6 protein-coding genes are annotated in these 18720 nt (G+C 36.7%); 3 read left to right on the top strand and 3 right to left on the bottom strand.

From position 1 onward, the window contains the following. Positions 1–85 precede the first annotated feature (85 nt). The gene (ntrB, locus tag SYN6308_RS02470) at positions 86–922 is read right to left on the bottom strand and encodes a nitrate ABC transporter permease (RefSeq protein WP_017292850.1); all 837 of its coding nucleotides are present in this window, start codon (positions 920–922) and stop codon (positions 86–88) included. Between the two features lie 82 nt (positions 923–1004). Beyond that, the gene (locus tag SYN6308_RS02465; protein WP_017292849.1) at positions 1005–2366 is read right to left on the bottom strand and encodes a CmpA/NrtA family ABC transporter substrate-binding protein; all 1362 of its coding nucleotides are present in this window, start codon (positions 2364–2366) and stop codon (positions 1005–1007) included. A 184-nt stretch (positions 2367–2550) separates the two neighbouring features. Here SYN6308_RS02465 and SYN6308_RS02460 point away from each other — a divergent pair, with 184 nt between their 5' ends. The 3 genes from SYN6308_RS02460 (at position 2551) to SYN6308_RS21560 (ending at position 17236) form a co-directional block, all read left to right on the top strand. Next, complete coding sequence (locus SYN6308_RS02460) at positions 2551–2790, top strand: hypothetical protein (protein WP_144051377.1); 240 nt, start codon at positions 2551–2553, stop codon at positions 2788–2790. Positions 2791–2897: 107 nt separating this feature from the next. Beyond that, positions 2898–14309, top strand: coding sequence for a Calx-beta domain-containing protein (locus SYN6308_RS21565; RefSeq protein ID WP_017292847.1), 11412 nt, complete (start codon positions 2898–2900; stop codon positions 14307–14309). A 155-nt stretch (positions 14310–14464) separates the two neighbouring features. After that, entirely contained in the window at positions 14465–17236 is a 2772-nt protein-coding gene (locus tag SYN6308_RS21560) for an ATP-binding protein (protein WP_017292846.1), read from the top strand. Between the two features lie 54 nt (positions 17237–17290). Here the strand turns inward: SYN6308_RS21560 and SYN6308_RS23220 are convergent, their stop codons facing one another. Then, the gene (locus tag SYN6308_RS23220) at positions 17291–18406 is read right to left on the bottom strand and encodes a response regulator (RefSeq protein WP_158412745.1); all 1116 of its coding nucleotides are present in this window, start codon (positions 18404–18406) and stop codon (positions 17291–17293) included. Positions 18407–18720: the final 314 nt, after the last annotated feature.

Below are 18720 nucleotides of genomic sequence, written 5' to 3'. Positions count from 1 at the left end.
TAATTTATACAGAATTGAAAGGCAATACTCACCCTACTTTCTTTGTGTCTTTGGGTCAGAAAAAACTAACACCCTAATACTCCATTTATTGGCGAACAATTTTATTTTGTAACCATGCCATAAATCTGTCTAAAATAAGACCGATCGCACCGATATAAACAAGAGCTAAAATAATGTCACTGATATAATTATTTTGGTAAGAATCCCAGATAAAAAAGCCAATGCCGACAATCCCAGACATGACGATTTCTGCGGCAATAATCGCTAACCATGCTAAACCGATAGCAATTCTTAAACCAGTAAAAATGTAAGGTAAAGCTGAAGGAATTAAAATTTTAAAGAAGAATTTTTTATTAGAAAGTTGTAAAACTTGCTTCACATTTAGATAGTCTTGAGGTATTTGCTGAACACCAACAGTAGTATTAATTAAAATAGGCCAAATAGCGGTGATAAAAATAACGAATAATGCCGCAGGTTGATTTTGCTGTAACGCAGCTAGGGCAATGGGTACCCACGCCAAAGGAGGAACGGTTCTTAAGAACTGAAATAGGGGATCTAATGCCTTGTTAAAAAAAGGATTTAAACCAATTAAAATACCACCACTAATACCCACAATGGCCGCTAAAGAATAACCGATTAAAACCCTTTGTAAACTTGCCATCGCCTGCCAAAATAAACCCACATCAGTACCACCACGATCGAAAAAAGGGTACATTAAATAAGTACGAGTTCTTTCATCTGTAACGAGAGAAAGAGGACCGGGTAATTTAACAAGCCCAATGGTTGAACAAAGTTGCCAAATTACTAAAAATCCTAAAATACCGATAATAGGAGGGAAAATTTCTTTTCCATTCTTTTTCCAAAATTGACTAAAAAAATTATTACTATTATTCTTTCGAGTGGTTTTAATGGTAGTTGCCATGATGTATGATTCCTCTTTTTTTGCAGTTTTGATCAAAAAGTGAAAAGTGAAAAGTAAATGCTTAAAACTGAATAGCTAAAAATTAAATTTTCTTGATCGCTAAACTATCTAAATAGGCTTTCGGATTGGCAGGATCAAATGTTTTTCCGTCAAATAATGTCTCTACTCCACGGGAATCACTACTAGGAATATCTGCCGAGGCAATACCCGCTTCTTTCGCCACTTCTCGCCATAAGTCCGATCGATTTACCTTATCAATCAATGCTTTAGCGTTATCATCTAAGTAACTAGCAGGTAAAAAGCCCCAACGTACACTTTCAGTAATAAACCATAAATCAAGACTCTTATAAGGGAAAGAAACACTACCCTTATCGGTTTTCCAATATTGAACCGCCATTTTGTAATCATCGATGTCGGGTTGCCCATCCCCCATCTTGTATTTACCCATTAAGGCCGGTTCGAGTACAGTAGCAGGAACATTAAAATAACTTGCCCCTGATAATATTTGTGCTAATTCCGCTCGATTACTTTGAGTGTCGCACCATTGTTGAGCTTCCATGATTCCTTTAAGTATTGCTTTTGTTGCTTTCGGATTTTTGTCCACCCAATCAGCACGAATAGCGAGGTATTCTTCGGGATGGTTGGGCCAAATTTGCGCCGTTAATGCTGACATAAAACCAATATCATCGGCAACGATACGGGTGGGCCAAGGATCACCTGTACTAAATCCTTCCATCGTACCAGTTTTCATGTTTGCTACTGTTTGGGCGGCAGGTACAGTTAATAAGTTAACATCGGTATCAGGATTAATACCCCCAGCGGCTAACCAATAACGAATCCAGAAATCTTGGTTAACTTTAGGGAAAGTGTAGGCGGCTCGAAATGGATTACCAGACTGTTTTAACCCGACAATATAGTCCTTAGCTTTACTCATATCTAGGGTGATATTTTTACCCTGTTGAGTTTTAGAAACAGCTATGCCATTGCCTTGAGTATTTAGCATCGCTAAAACATACATGGGAATTTTGGTGTTATTTTTGGTAATCAATCCTTCACTGATTAGATAAGGCATGGGCATTTGCCATTGTCCACCATCGATACCACCACCAGCAGAACCAATCTCCACATTGTCTCTAGCCGATCCCCAGTTAGCTTGTTTCGCTACATTTACATCAGTCATACCGTACTTAGCGAAGAAGCCTTTTTCCTTAGCAATAATTAAGGGTGCGGCTTCAAAAATAGGAGCAAATCCTAATTGAATAGAAGTGGTTTCTGGAGTGGTTTCTGGAGTTAATGTAGTTTGTGTTCCCTGAGTGGTAGATGTCGTGGCATTGTTATTTGCTCCTGGTTCAGGTGAATTACCCATACATCCTTTAAGAAGGATAGCTGTAAAGCCTGTTGTACCTGCCGTTACCAAAAATTTTCGACGAGAATAATTGGACATTCAACCCCCTTTTTTACTTAATAAACAGACATAAATTTTAGACTATGGTTTTAATTTCATTAATAGCCTTTTATCTATGAATCAGAGTATATCCTTAAAAAAGGTGAGTTGTCTATAATCTCACTTTATGGTTGTAAATGAGTTTTATTTGTTATTGTTATGTGTCTGTCTATGGACTAAACTTATGGACTTTTTAGTTTATCTTTACAAATTATCTATAATGTGTAGTAGCGATCGAATCTTAGATAATGTTAAAACATTTTTGGCACTACCACAACAAATTAACCAAACGAATCAAAACTTAATTACTGCAAATATTTTGGATCTGGAAACAGAAAATATGGATAAATGGTTGCCTTTTCTGTGGGCATTTTTTTGTTGTGAAATGGGGTATTCACTCACATTTCAAGATAATGACAATTAATCATCAAAAGTGATGACAAAAATGACAATTTTCTCAACATAAATCCTATATCATAGGGAGTAATAAAGATTCTCTTTTCAATTCTCCCGAATAATAGGATAAAATCTATGGCTATCGATCTCGCTTCACGTTTATCGGCTATAACTGTTGATTCTTCAACGGGCGTTACTCATATCGTTTGGGCAGATAATGGTAATATTTTTCACGCTGTGTATGACAATAATTCCGAAACGTGGAAAGATGCACAAGCGATCGCATTTACTGGCACTGAACCAGTCACCAGTTTAAACCTCGTAGCGAATGATAAACTAATAGATGGTAGTAATCCGGGGTTAGCGGTGGTATGGCAACAGGGAAGCCTCAATGATAGCGATTTTTTCTACACTGCAGCGAACTATGATTCCAATGCAGATTTACAATGGTTAGAAACTCCTCAAGCGCTAACTTCAGATCAAGTAGCAGATTTAGAACCCACTGTAACTGTTAATAGTAGTGGTGAAGTTATTGTGGTTGGTTCAAAAGTTAACCTCGAAAATGCTACTAATTTAGGCATTACCGAAGATACTGATCATTACTATCAACAATTTAGTGTTAGCAGTACGCAATTTTCTACAAGTACCAGTACTATCACCCCAACTGCCTCCTATTCTCCTCAGTTAACCAACGATGGATTAGTTAATTTAGGGGTTTTAAATAACACAAATCAAACAACTCAAGCTGTACAATCAACTACAGAATCAGACGGTTTTGGAGTTAGTAGTGAAACCGAACAACCCGGACAACAACCTGTAGGCTCATGGAATGCTCAGTTATCTTTTGCTAGTAGTTTACTAGAAGACTGGGAATTGATGCACAGTGTGCCTAAAAGTGGCTTTCTTCGATCGATCATCACTCCTTTTCTCAAAAATTGGGAATTAGTCGGCACATTATCAGGAGGCACAACCTTTCCCTTTGGTGGAGAAGAAGCGTCAATCTTTCTCAAAACTAATGCTCAATTAGAGTGGAAATCCCCGAAACTACTTGAAAGTCCATGGAAGACGAACACCGTCAATAATACCAATAGTATCATCGCTTCTCCCAGTGGACTTGTAGCACCTGGCTCTACCTATAAACAAAACGCTCGATCGCCCATCACATTTGGGTTTGATCTTGATTCTACTTATAAATTTTCTAACACTTCTCCCTATGATTTGCTCAGTATTGATGATATTTTGGGTTTAACGGCTTCTGTAAAATTTCCCATTGTTCCCGCCGTTGTAACCGAAGGATTTTTTACCCTAGATGCCACTGGTAGTGTCGGCATAAATTTTAATCTTTTAGCCACACCAGAAACCACAGGAGGTAATTATTCCCCGCAAACTTTGGGGGCGGCTTTAGGGATTATCGGAGCAACAGCATTTGGTGAGGGTGCTTCCCTATTGTTATCTATGGGAGATAAGGAAGCAGAAGCGGGAGTTATCGCCGCCGATATAGCGATTAATGTTGCCGAAACCTTCGCCGCCTTTATCAACGGTACAGCCGAGGGGCTAGTTATGAAGGGTTCGATCGGATTTCCTGTGTTGAGTACGGGGTTAGTTGGTAAAGCACAAATTCCCCATGTACCGATACTCAGTGCCGATATTAATGGTGGTGTCACCACAGCTTTTAATTGGGGTATTGGCAGTACAGATAACACTATTTCCTTTGGTTTTCCCATTGGTTTTGATGTGAAAGTCGGTCCCATCGGACTCGGTTTTAATTTTAATCCGGGTTGGACATGGGATGTTTTTGACGGCAATAAAAACTCTACTGAGTCGGCAGTATCTGCTGAAACGGCATCCTCTTTCTCTACCACTACTGCTCAAACTCAAGTTAGCGGATCATTATTGACGATCGACTTAGAAACTACAATTTCGGCGTTACCGAATCCTAATGATTTTACCGTTACCGTCACAGATATTAATGGTGCTATAACCACTATTCCTGTTTTTAACGTTTTACAAGGCAATTCCCCTACTACGATCGTTTTACAGCTAGAAAGTTCGATCGCTTCCTCCGAAAACTTAGACTATACAACCTCCGATAATCCTACCCCCACTAGCAACGCAATCTCATTGAGTTTCATCAATAACGAGGGTATCACCAACAGCGAAGGTAATGTTATTGAAAACATTTCGGGCTTAAATGTAACTAATGTCACACCTAACACTCTAAATTATACTTTTAACCCCACCAGTGGCAACAGTCAAAATTATATTAATCCCACTCTACTCCTCAGTTTTAACACCCCTTTAAATACCAACTCTACCCCCGACTTTAATCGCTTTACCGTCATTCCCGTTGGGCAAACTACGGCATTATCCGTCATCAATGCACAGGTAACAAATAATGGAGTCTTATTAACTTTTGCGTCATCGGTAAGTAATCAGTCCTTACAAAACGTCACCATTGCTTATAGTAATAGCACGAACTTTGGTAATGCCTTAGAAGATAGTAGTAACAATCCTTTAGGTGCATTTACCATCAACAACGGCGTAACAACTCAAGTCTCTCAGTCATCTATTTTCCTTAGTAATAATAATTCAGCACTGAATCTTACGGCTACGGCTTCTGACTATACCGTTAATGTCACCGATGCAGACGGCAACCCCATTTCCGAAACCTTTAAGGCACAAAGTGCAACCATTACTAACGGAGGTGTTTTATTAACCATCAATCAAAATATTTCTCCAGAGCAAAATGTCAGTATCAGTTACAATAATCAAATTCAAACAAGCTCTTTAGTAACAGGCATTACACCGCCATCCGTAAACACTAACTCAGTCTTAGCTAGTATTGAAGCGGATTTAGGACAAGATAGCACTCCCACTCTTTCTTTTACCAAAACAGGACAAATTTTAGCGGCTTGGGTTGCAGAAGTGCCTCCCCTTGAGCCTATCGCTGGTTTTGTCAATGGTAACGAGATTACCCTTAATTTTGTCGATAGTTTAGGCAATGGTACAGATGACCCTACCCCTAGTCAATTTACCATCACTGATAGTAATAATAATAGTTATACCGTAGGAAATGTCAGTACGGTAGGTAATAGCTTAACCTTAACTTTAGATACTGCCGTCACTGCTGATGTGGAATTAAAGATAAGTTATCAAATCGCTCCTAGCAATAACCAAAATCTTTATATCACTAACACAACTACAGATACAACTTTATGGATTGATAACTTTAATGATTTTGCCCTAGATAACATCACAGGAAGTACTAATTCACCTATTCTATTGGGTTCAGGTTCGATCGTAGAAACCAGTAGCAGTAATAAAGTTACCCTTGTTTTTGACCAAAATTTAACTGGAAGTCCCCTTAATACTCAATTCACAGTACAAAGTAACGGGGTTAACTACGTCATCGAGCCAAATATAACCATCAATAATAATACTGTCGTTTTAACAGTACAACCTCCTACGGGGAGTAATTTAATCGGTACGGGGGATATTGTCACGGTTAGTTATAGTGGTAGTAGTTTGAGCGGAACAGGTGGTACAGTGGCAACCTTTAGTAACGAACCAGTAATTACCTCTCCCACCACACCCACTACGGTTATTAAATATGGTTTCGGTCCTTCAGGGGATAATTTACTCTCTAGTGTAGCGAGTATTCCGGGTTCTGGAGGCTTGAATTTCTACCCTGTAGCGGCGTTAGATCAATTACAAAATAACGTTTTAGTCTGGTCTTATGCTGATAGTAACGATATAAACACCGATTTAACACCCGGAGAAATTTACAGTGATGATCAAACTCAAATCATCAACGAAAGTTTAAATCAATCGGATATTTACTACTCTATTTATAACGCCACTACGGGTACATGGAGTATAGCAAATGCGATCGCCGTACAACAAGGTACAGACGGTAAAATTGCTTTAGGCACAGGACCAAATGGTAACTTAATGGCGGCATGGTTAAATTATGACAACGGTGAAAGTACTATTTATTGGTCTAGCCTATCTTACAATAATGATGTACCTAGTTGGAGTTCTCCTGCTATTCTTTATAGTGATGCTAACCCTGATCCTTTAACGGAATTATCGATTACTACTTTAAACGGAAACCCGTCAGTCTTTTGGACAGAAACTCAGCAGACATCTTACAGTGAATTAACCTTCAATGAATCTCCTCTCCTTTACTATCGTTTAGCGGAAACCAGTGGTACAACTTTAACGAATGAGGGCATTTACGGGGCAGGAGGTAATGGTACTTATAGCGGTTCGGTAACATTCAATGAAGTGGGCGCGTTAGAAGATACTACCACTAATGAAGGAGATGCTAACCCTGCGGTATTATTCAATTCTGGTAATAGTGCCACTTCTTCCACAATTCCCTTATCTGGTATTTCTTTCAGTGTCGAATTTTGGTTTAAAGTTCCTTCTTTACCCTCAAATACCCTAGATTTGGTTTCTGCTAGTGGCTTAATGAATGTCACGTTAAATAATAGTGGTTTATCGTTAAATATTAATAACACTGCCTTAAACTCCTCTGGATTTAACCCTTCTGCCAATGAATGGTATTATGTTGTTGCTACTTACAACGGTGAAACCGACACGGTTAATTTATCTGTAAATGGTGAAAACGTTGGTAGTTTAGACAGTGTGGATTTAAGTATCCCTAGCAATACCAGTTTAACCCTTGCAGGTTCTAGTAATGAAAGCGTTTACTTAGATGAGGTTGCTTTTTATCGTCAAGCCTTAACCGATAATGACACCCCTGACATCTCGGATTTTGGCAATTTAACCGCCTCTCAAATTAGCCAAATTCTACTCAATACCAGTCAAATCGGTAACAAGTATAATGCTCAATATGTCGATCCTTTACCTGCAGGACCAAATACCCAGTATGTAACTTATGATGGTAGCAGTTGGGGAGTTCCTAGTATAATTGAACCTAACGATAAACCTGTTGCTACTCAATTATCAGACGCTAATAAAGTCCAATGGGATGTGACTTCCTATAACACCGCTAACAGTAGTGGCTACGTTAATCCTAACGGCAATCCTGATATTTTCTTATCCCTAAACTTGGGAAATCAGACAACTGGTACAAAAATTAGTTCGATCGAAGTTACCGCTAATAACGTAATATGGAGTGTAGGTAATACTAATGGCAATCAATTAGCAGTCGTGCAAGGGGATAAACTCCTCAATCCTGTTAACCCTGATGGTAGTTTTGACTATACTATTCTTAGTCCAAATGTGGACTTAGATTTATTTCTCGATGCAGGAAGTAATAATTTCCCTAGTGGTACAACTTTTAATGTAACGATTAACTATAGTAACGGGAGTACCACTACCCAAACTGTTCAAGCAGGAAATGTAACCAGCGAACCCACAGATATTAATTCTAACCAAGTTTTAGGCATTGCCACCGTCACCGAAGCTAATGATTCTTCCCTTGCCTTGATTGATAGCGGTTTTATCATCAACACCACTAATTCGAGTATGGGTTATGTTATTACCAATGGTGATTTTAACAATGATGGTAAGTCTGATGTTGCCGTAGGAAATCGAGGCTATACCAACACATCAGGTAGCGTGTTGGGACAAGGTACAATCCAAATTCTTTTTGGTGGCGGTGCAGTATTATCAAACAATGAAAGCAACCCTCTTACTACCACCGATTTAAGTGGTAATCCTAACGGTGTCTTGATTACTGGTTTAAGCGATACTGGACAAGCCAACGGTGATTTTCCCTTCTCTATGGCGACAGGGGATGTCAACGGTGATGGTTATGAGGATTTAGTTATTGGTGATCCTAATGCTAATAAAGTATATGTTATTTATGGCTCTAATAATTTAGCTGGAACTACCATTAATGTCACAAATTTAGGTAGTCAAGGTTATGTCATTAATACTCCCACTTCCAATATTGGTTTCGGTTATTCCGTTGCAGTGGGTAACTTTAACAGTAATGCTGAGTCTAATGGTACTTATGCCAGTGGTACTAAATTTGATATTGCCATCGGCGCACCCGTTGCTAATAACGGTAATGGGGCGGTTTATGTTGCCTTTGATGGTACTTCTACCCTTTCCACTATCTACAGTTCTCAAAACGATGGAGAGTTAGCAGGTTATAGCGTTGCGGTTTCTAGTCGTACTTCTCAAGCTAAAACCTTTACAGGTAATACAACATCTGATGATTTAATCATAGGTGCGATCGGATTTTCAGGAGATGTTACTAATCAATGGAATGGTTTAAGCGGACTTCCTTCCAGTGCTAATTCCACCGACAATCCCGCAGGGCAATCTTACCCCTCCACTTCCACCGCCGAATTAGGAGCTGTTTATGTATTTCAAAGTAACGGCACAACGAGCAATACTTTTAATACAACTCCTTATGCTACCTACACTGGTTCTAATTTACCCTCTAGTAATGGTACTGCCAATAACAGTAATGCTGGTTCTGCTTTGAATAGCACAGATTTAGATGGAGATAAGATCAATGATTTAGCTATTTCCGCCCCCGGAGGTGCAAATAACAATGGTTTAATTTATGTTCTCAAGGGGGGAATCACACAAAATAATAACCCTCAAAATCTTGATACTGTGGCTAATTTGGGCATTGTCGGCGGATTACCCTTCAGTCAAACAGGGGCAGTCATTACCTCCCCCGGCGATGTCAATAACGATGGTTATGAAGATTTTTTGATTACCGCCCCCCAAGGCGCTAACGGCACTGGACAAAGTTATGTACTTTTTGGACCTCTTAACTTAAGTGACATAGGTACTATATTTGACCTTAACGTTACTGCTAGTGACAGTAAAACGACTTTCTTACTCAATGGAGATCAACCTTATCAATTAGTGGGAGCGGCCGCAAGTGGTATTGGGGATGTCAATGGTGATAGTGTGGACGATTTAATGATTAGTGCGCCCAACGCAGGACAACTTTACACCATTTTTGGTCATCCTTGGTTAGCCGACGATGGTAGTATCAAACTCGCAGATATTTCTGCTGATAACGGGTTTGTCATTGACGGAATGTTATATTTATCTCCCAATAGTCCGAATGGCTATATTTTGGGATTAAGTGATTCTTCGACGAATGAAACCTATGGTATTAATATCCCTGTAGGTGTTTTATTCTTACTCAACCCCAGAGGCACTGTTGTTTGGCAGTCTGACAATACCACTCCTGCCGTACAAGCTCTCATGCAAACTGACGGTAACTTTGTTCTCTATAGCCAAGCACAAGCATTAAATGAACCTGGTTCTGCTGAATATGCAGTTTGGGCTACAGGAACTAATACTACACAAGGAGCTTATCTCAGTTTAGGTGAAGATGGTGGTTTATATATTGTCAGCAATAGCGGTTCGATTCTCTCTACTTTAAATCAAGGTACAGCTAGTGCCACCAGTAACAATACCCGATTACTAGAAGAAAATCAGATTACCAGTAGCTCAACTACATTTATTAATAATAGTGTCAATGGTGGTAGTCTCGTGGGCAATGGCAACAATGTTGTTATGTTGGGTGATATTAACGGTGACGGTTTTGGGGATGTTTTATCAGGTGGTAGCGAATATGGTGCAGTTATTGTCTTTGGTAATAGTACCACTAATCTGATTGATGCAGCAGTAGGTACGGATGATATAGTTATTACGGTATCGAACCAAACTATTAATCAGTTTCTGCCATTAGGAGATATTAACGGCGATGGTTTAAAAGACTTTGGCGTAATTGATAATAATGATAACTTCTATGTACAGTTAGGTTCTAGTAGTATCCCTACTCTCGGAAGTAACATCAACCTCTCTACTGTAGCGAAAACTTCTATTATTCAAGGAATAGCCATCGGAGATTATAATGGTGATGGTTATGGGGATGTTGTTCTTCGTAGTACTAATGGCGTTTGGACTCTGTATGAAGGTAGTGCCAACGGTACATTAACCTCAGATACTGACATTACTTTTAGTGGATTAACGGGTAATGGATTAGGAGATATTAATGGTGATGGTTATACGGAAGTGGGTTTAGGCAATCAATTCATGAACCTTATTAGTCCTAATGTTATCGCTAATGGACAATTTACTGTTTACTTAGGAAATAATCAAGGTAATTCAACGATCGAACCTCCTAATGCCGTATTTGAACAAACCTTAATCAATAGCGATTGGACATCTCAATATAATCTAGGTGTGCAATCCGCAGAATTAGCTCCCACGTTGGTAGAGTTTAATGGCTATCTCTATATGCTATATAACGCTACCGATAACGTTGATAGCAACAAAAATACTCTTTGGATACAAAGAAGTGCTGATGGCGTTAACTGGGAGGGCTTAACTAATCTTGGCAGTAGCTTTGAAACTGATTATCAAGCCTCTTTAGGGGTGTTTAATAACACCTTGTATCTTGCCTTTACTGCCACTAATAATGAAGTGATTTTAGCTAGTGCCGTTAGTGCTGATACGGATTTAGGCTTAACTTTTAGCGGTGGTGACTTCTATCAAATCGGTAGTAATACCAGTGAGCAAGGACCAACTCTCGTCACTTACAACGATGAATTATACGCTTTCTTTCTTGCTACTAATGGTGATAATAGCGTTGTCTATGTAACTTCTGACAATCCCAGCAACAGTGATACTTGGACAACAAGTAGTAGAGTTCCCTACGATGGCGGTACTAATTCTAGTAGCGATCGCATTGGGGCAACGGTTTTCAATGATGAATTATATATCGCTTTCAAAGCAGATAATAGCAACAATATTAGTGTAACTTCTTACAATGGCTCAACATGGTCAAGTGCCAATAGTTCCGCTACTTCTCAGGTTATTCCAAATCAAGGAACAAGTGCTGGTCCTTCTTTAATAGCTACAGATGAAACTCTTTATCTTTTCTTTAAAAGTGGTAACAGTAGTGAAACTATTTTTTATATCTCTGGTGAAGGTTTAGGGGAAAACTGGACAAATGACAATGCTTCTATCCCTAATCAGTCCTCCTTCGATCGAACCTCTCCCGCATTTTTCAATCAAAGTATCTATATTGCCCATGTGGGATATAACAACGATACCAGTATCTATGTAACAGCATCTAATCCTATTTTTGAACCCAATCAAACTCAGGAATTAGGCTCTCAATTACAAGGTATTGGTGATTTTAATGGTGACGGCATCGAAGATTATGGCGTTTTAGCCCCTGGCTATGCCACTTTTGGAGAGTTTAATGGCTCTAATTTTGAAAATAATCAAGGGGCATTATTTATCTACTATGGTTCGACTTCAAGCACTATTAATAGTACCCCAGATGTGGTTTTAAACCCCGACTATAGCACCAATACTTATGGTATTTCTCAATTATCTAACTTTACTGCTATTGGTGATATTAACGGCGATGGTTATGATGATGTGGCGATCGCATCTCCCTCTACTTCCTTAACCTCCGATGATACTCAAGACGGCACTGTTTTTGTGGTATTTGGTGGGAAGAATTGGGGTAATACCTACTCTGCAACCAATCCCTTTGACTTAAACAGTTTAAGCAACAATCAATCTAACTCCAATACCAATAACTCTAATACCAGTGGCTTTTTAATTACGGGTTTACCAGCATCTCAGGCAGGAATTTCTCTCAGTGGGGATGGTGATGTTAACGGTGATGGATTTAGTGACTTTATTATTGGCGCACCAGGAGATAATGATAACCTTAGCTACGTTATTTTTGGTAGTGACTTTAATAACACTGTAACTCAAACAGGTACGATCGGCGATGATGTTATGATTGGCACAGCAACGGGGGAAAGTTTCATCGGCGGTGAAGGGGATGATCAAATTTATACCAATGGCGGTATTGATGTCGTTTACGCAGGATTAGGAGATGATTTCGTCACCGTCAATGATACCTATTTCCGCCGTTTAGATGGTGGTGCAGGTATAGATGTTTTAAGATTTGAGGGCTATAATAAACAAGATTGGGATTTAACTACCCTTTCCCCGGGTAATCGTTTACGCAATTTTGAGATTTTAGTCACGGAAGGTTATGGCGCTAATAACCTCACCCTTAACTCCTTAACCGTTACTCAACTTTCTCCCACAAACACCGTCACTGTGGTAATGGATGCTAGTGACACCCTTAATCTCAGTGCTGATTTTAGTCTTAATGGTACAGTTTATCAGTATAATCAGAAGTTCGATCGATATACCTCAAATATTTCGAGTGCAACGGTTTTACTTAATCGTATTGTCGAGACAGACACAACTAATGTTATTACTGTCGAGAAAAATGCTTCTTCTACTAATACTCCAACATCCAACTTAACTTCAGAAGTCGCCTCTGTTAATGCAGAAATCATGACTTCCTTTAATACCGATGAATCAGGTAACGAAACCGCCCAAAGTGTTGCTAGTTCAGTATTTAGTGCCACTGCTAGTAATCCTGATGCACCCACCCGTTTATCTGTCTCTAATCCCACTGCTAACGAAGCCGATGGAGAAGTAGAATTTACCATCCAACGCACAGGGGATTTAGATAAATATGTACAAGTACATTACCTTACTCAAGATGGACGAGGAAAAGCAGGTAGTGACTATAATCCCGTGTTAGGAAGGGCAGTATTTAAACCGGGAGAAACCAGTAAAACCATTTCTGTACCCCTTATTTTAGATGATATTTACACAGGTACAAGGGATTTAGGCTTACTCGTCACCCTCGAAGAAGAAAGTAATACCGTCATCGATGACGAGTTTCATCTTAATGTTGATCCTACCGATGGACAAATTCGTAATTGGAATCATATCATTGGAGAACAACCTAACAGCGTCATGGGGGGTGAATTAGAATTTCGAGCTACTACCACTGACGGTAAAGCACAGGTTAAACTCTATTTTGAAGGTACAAAAGACTTTAATAATTACTATATTTTCAATAATGAAACTCAACAATATGAGGCTTTTTCGGGTGCGAAACTGTTTGATGATGATGGAGACGGTAAAAATGAAGGAGCAATTTTAAATCTTCAAGACGGTAGTAAGTATGACATTGATGGTGCAGAAAATGGTATTATCTTCAAACGAGGCTTTTTTGCCTTTGGAGAATCCCCCGAAATCGTCTTAGATACTGCCATGTATCGTTTCCGTAGTTTGCAAACAGAGGGTGCTTATCTATATGTTGGTGCGCAAGAAAAAGAATCAGTACTAACCAACTATGGTAATAACTTTGTGGAGGAGGGATTAGCTTTTTATGTATCTGACACTCAAGAAGATGACTTAACCGCTTTTAATCGTTTCCGCAATACTGACTTAATGGGGGGTTATATTTACGCAGGAGACACCGAAAGTGAGTCAATCCGTGCTAATTATCCCCAGTTTATTGATGAGGGTATCGCTTTTTATGCCTATGGTGCAAATTCACAAATGGCTGATAGTATTACCCGTTTCCAAAATAGCACGGGTGGGGCTTATCTTTATACGGGGCAACCAGAAACCCAAAGTGTAATTACTAATTATGCCAATAGTTTTAACCTTGAAGGTATCGCATTTGAGGCTTTATTAGCTTAGTTTTTATATTAGTTTGTAATAAGGGCTTCCGCCTTTATTTTCTTTATCTTTATCGAAAATCTAATAAACCAGAACTGATTAATTCTCAATTTTGATAGACTATAACTTTATCATTCATTTAAGATTGCTACACATCAGTTTTGGCTTATTAATCTATGGGATTTTCCTTAAAAACTATTTTATCAGTATCTTTTTTGTTACCAGTGATTATTACCGCTACTTCTGTGAGTAGTGTTTCTCTCTGGTTTAGTCAAAAAGCTGTCAATAATCTGGCATATCAGTTAATGACTCAAAGTAGCGATCGAATCTTAGATAATGTTAAAACATTTTTAGCACTACCACAACAAATCAACCAAACTAATCAAAACTTAATCACTGCAAATATTTTGGATTTGGAAACAGAAAATATGGATAAATGGTTGCCTTTTCTGTGGGAAACATACAAAAGTAATAAAAATAAATTTATTGCTGCGATTAAAGTTGTTAATTTAGATAACTATTTCGTTGTGAGTGGTTATACATTGCATCAAAAAACTAAGAAAAAAGTAGAAGGAATCGCCATTAGTGATGGAAATAATTATCAAGGTTATACCTCCATTCAAGACTATAAAAATAAAAGTAATCCTGTTTTTAGTTACCCTAATTTTTCCGCCCATCAACGCCCTTGGTATCAAACAGCAATCACAAAAAAAAGTAAAGCATGGACTAATGTATTTCCTCGATTATCGAATAAAGAAACCTTAGTCATTAATTTTTCTCAACCTATTTATATCAAAAATTCTCCTAATATTCAAGGAGTTTTATCTGTTCAACTAGACTTAAATTATATTAGTGAATATCTCCATTCTTTAACCATCGGTAAAACAGGAAAAGCTATTATAATTAATCATCAAGGGGATTTAATCGCTACTTCTACCCAAGATAAATTATCAGTTTTAGAAAATAATCAAGCAAAATTAATTTCTATTAATAATCATGAAAATTATCTTAATAAAGCTATTGGTTTATATTTACTCGATCGTTATCAAAGTTTTGCAAATATCAATGAATATTTTCGGCAAAAAGTAAAAATTAATGATCAAAAATACTATTTATTAGTTAATAATTTAAAAGATGAATATGGCTTAGATTGGCTATTAATTATTAATATTCCTGAAACCGATTTTTTAACTGAAATTCACGCTAATTATAACAAAACAATTCTCTTAACAATTATTTCTATAATTCTAACGATTATTTTAAGTTTATTAATTGCTAATATAATGGCGAAACCCATTGCTAAATTAAATTTAGCTTCCCAAAATATTGCCCAAGGTAATTGGCAAAAAATTCAGACAAATAATCCCATTAAAGAATTAAATAATTTATCAGAATCCTTTAATATAATGAGTGGGCAATTAAAAGATTATTTTCAAACAATTCAAGAAAATGAACAAAATTTACAAGACGCAAAACAGTTATTAGAAGATTATAACCGCACCCTTGAGCATCAAGTTAAACAACGCACCCTTGAATTAGCTAAGGCAAAGAAAAAAGCCGAAGTGGCAAGTCAAGCAAAAAGTCGCTTTCTCGCTAATATGAGTCATGAATTACGATCGCCCCTGAATATTGTGTTAGGATTTTCTCAGTTAATGCTCAATTCCCGTGATGTTTTAGAAAATACAAAAGAAAATCTGGAAATCATCAACAATAGTGGCAAACATCTTTTGATGTTAATTAACAATATCTTAGATTTAGCCAAGATAGAAGCAGGAAAAATCGAATTAAACCCAGAAAATATCGATTTATTCCATTTATTAAGCCAAATTAGCCAAATATTCACTCTCAAAGCCCAAGAAAAAAACCTAGATTTTACCATCAATTATCAACATTTATCCCTCCGTTACATCAACACCGATACCCTCAAACTAAGGCAAATTTTAATTAACCTCCTCAGTAACGCCATCAAATTTACTTCTTCAGGCAACATCACAGTCAATCTTAAAGCAAAGCCTCTTATCCTTCCCGAATACGATTTATGGTTTGAAATCATAGACACAGGTATCGGTATCAGCAAAGAAGACGAAACGAAAATTTTTCAAGCCTTTCAACAGAGTGAAATTGGAAAACATACCCCAGAAGGCACAGGCTTAGGCTTAACCATCACCAAACAATTTATTCAGTTAATGGGAGGAGATATATACGTCACCAGTCAAGAAAGTATCGGCTCAACCTTCAGATTTAATATAAAAGTTAAAGAAGTAAAACCTAATACCATCATCCAAATTCCTCAAAAATCCCGTGTCATTGCCTTAGCTCCAAATCAACCACAATATCGTGTCCTAGTAGTAGATGATAAATGGGTAAACCGTCAACTTTTAATCAAGCTATTGCAACCCTTCGGCTTTGAGTTACAAGAAGCAGAGAATGGTAAACAAGCTATAGAAATATGGCAAAATTGGCAACCTCATGTGATTTGGTTAGATATGAGAATGCCTGTTATGGATGGTTATGAAACTATAAAACGTATTAAAAGCACCATACAGGGAAATGCTACTATCGTTATCGCCTTAACTACCAGTGTATTAGGAAATCAGCAACAAATCATCCTTGACGCAGGTTGTGATGACTATGTGCGCAAACCCTTTTTAGATAGCACTATTTTTGAGATATTAGAAAAACACTTAGGCTTAAAATTCATCTATGAAAAAATCCCTGAAATTAATCATCATCAAAAAGTTACCCCCACAGAAATTTTAACATTAGAATCATTAGCAATTATGCCTTCTCAATGGCATCAAGAATTAAAAAAAGCAGTATTAATGTTAGATGAGAAAAAAATGCTTTTTTTGATTGAGCAAATTCCCTCTAATCATCATCAAATTAGAGAAAAATTAAGGCAATTAGTCAGTAATTTTGAAACAGAAAAAATCATTGATTTACTATGATTTACTATAGCAGTCGGTTGGGGTGTCCAAAAGCGTAACCCAACAAAACTTTATTTATTGAATTAAAGGTATGATATTGATGGTTATTCCGTCGCCTAATTTATTGACACTCATTTGATATTTTTGTCCTTGAAATAAGAAAATATCTCTAAAATCTCTACTATTTTTGACTACATTAATCAATTCTTCAATCCATTGTAATTTACCAAAACTGCATTCTTTTAAGTTATCAATAAAATTGAGATTATTTAACTCTTTAATATTAAATAAATCAGTAAAAATTGGGTTGACTAAAAAATATTGAAAATCAATAATTTGAGCCGTTTGAGGGCTACGAATTGCTTCTAAAACCGCAATGCCACAACAACTATTATTTAAAACACTTGCAAGAATCGATCGAGATTGAGATAACATTTCAATGGTTTTTTCATGTTCTTTAAGTTCTTTTTCTAGTCTTAAAGTTTGATCTTTTAGTTTAATCTGATGGGAAACTCTTAATAAAACTTCAATTTCTTCAAAGGGTTTGGTAATATAATCACAAGCTCCTAATTGAAAACCTTTAACTTTATCAATAGTATCACTTAATGCACTAATAAAAATAATAGGAAGATGAGAAGTTAAAGGATTTGTTTTAATGATTTTACATATTTCATAACCATCCATAATTGGCATTAATATATCTAATAAAATTAAGTCTGGTAAACTTTCTTCTAAAGATAAAAAAGCCATTTTAGCACTTCTTGCACTACGCACTTGATAACCTTCTTTTTCTAGTAATTGTTTCAGAATTTTTAAGTTTTCTATATAATCATCAATAATCATGATAATTCCTTGATGAGACTTAATATTTTCATGGTCAATATCTGTTAAGTTTAATTCTTCTTTTCCTAGAATTTTTTCTGATTTTAAAATATTTTCAATGACATATTTACAATTAATTTTAGTAATTTTTTGATGGTATAATATTGATAATTGATCCCAAAATTTAGAGGCAATATTTCTCACTGTGCCTGAACTCATATATAATTTATGAGCTATTTCTTCATAAGATAAATTCTCGATCGCTCCTTCTAAAATAATTTCTTCTGTGAGGGTTAAAACTCGATTATATTTGAGATAAAATTGCTGTTTAATTACTTCATTAATAGCTAAATATTTATTATTATCCATATCCATAAAATAACGATAATTATTCCTTAATAATATCAAAAAATTAGTAACTTAAATTATTTTTTTATTATCAATTTCTTCTTACTTAATAAAGATTTCATAAATTATTTTTTTCTCTCAGTATTATTATTAAGTAAATAAAGTTAACTTTTGTAAAGTTATTTAAGGTTTTGTAAAGAAGAAAGATTTGATTCATTCTGAATATATATATACCGAATAAATCTACAAACAAACTATGATAAAACTAATGACAAAAATGACATTTTTTTATAGTAATTAATTTTAAAATTGTGAATAGATGAATATATCAATAT

It is taken from the genome of Geminocystis herdmanii PCC 6308 (assembly GCF_000332235.1).
Classification (GTDB): Bacteria; Cyanobacteriota; Cyanobacteriia; order Cyanobacteriales; family Cyanobacteriaceae; genus Geminocystis; species Geminocystis herdmanii.
Note: the sequence above shows the minus strand (reverse complement) of the source record. Positions and strands in the feature narration are given on the sequence as shown.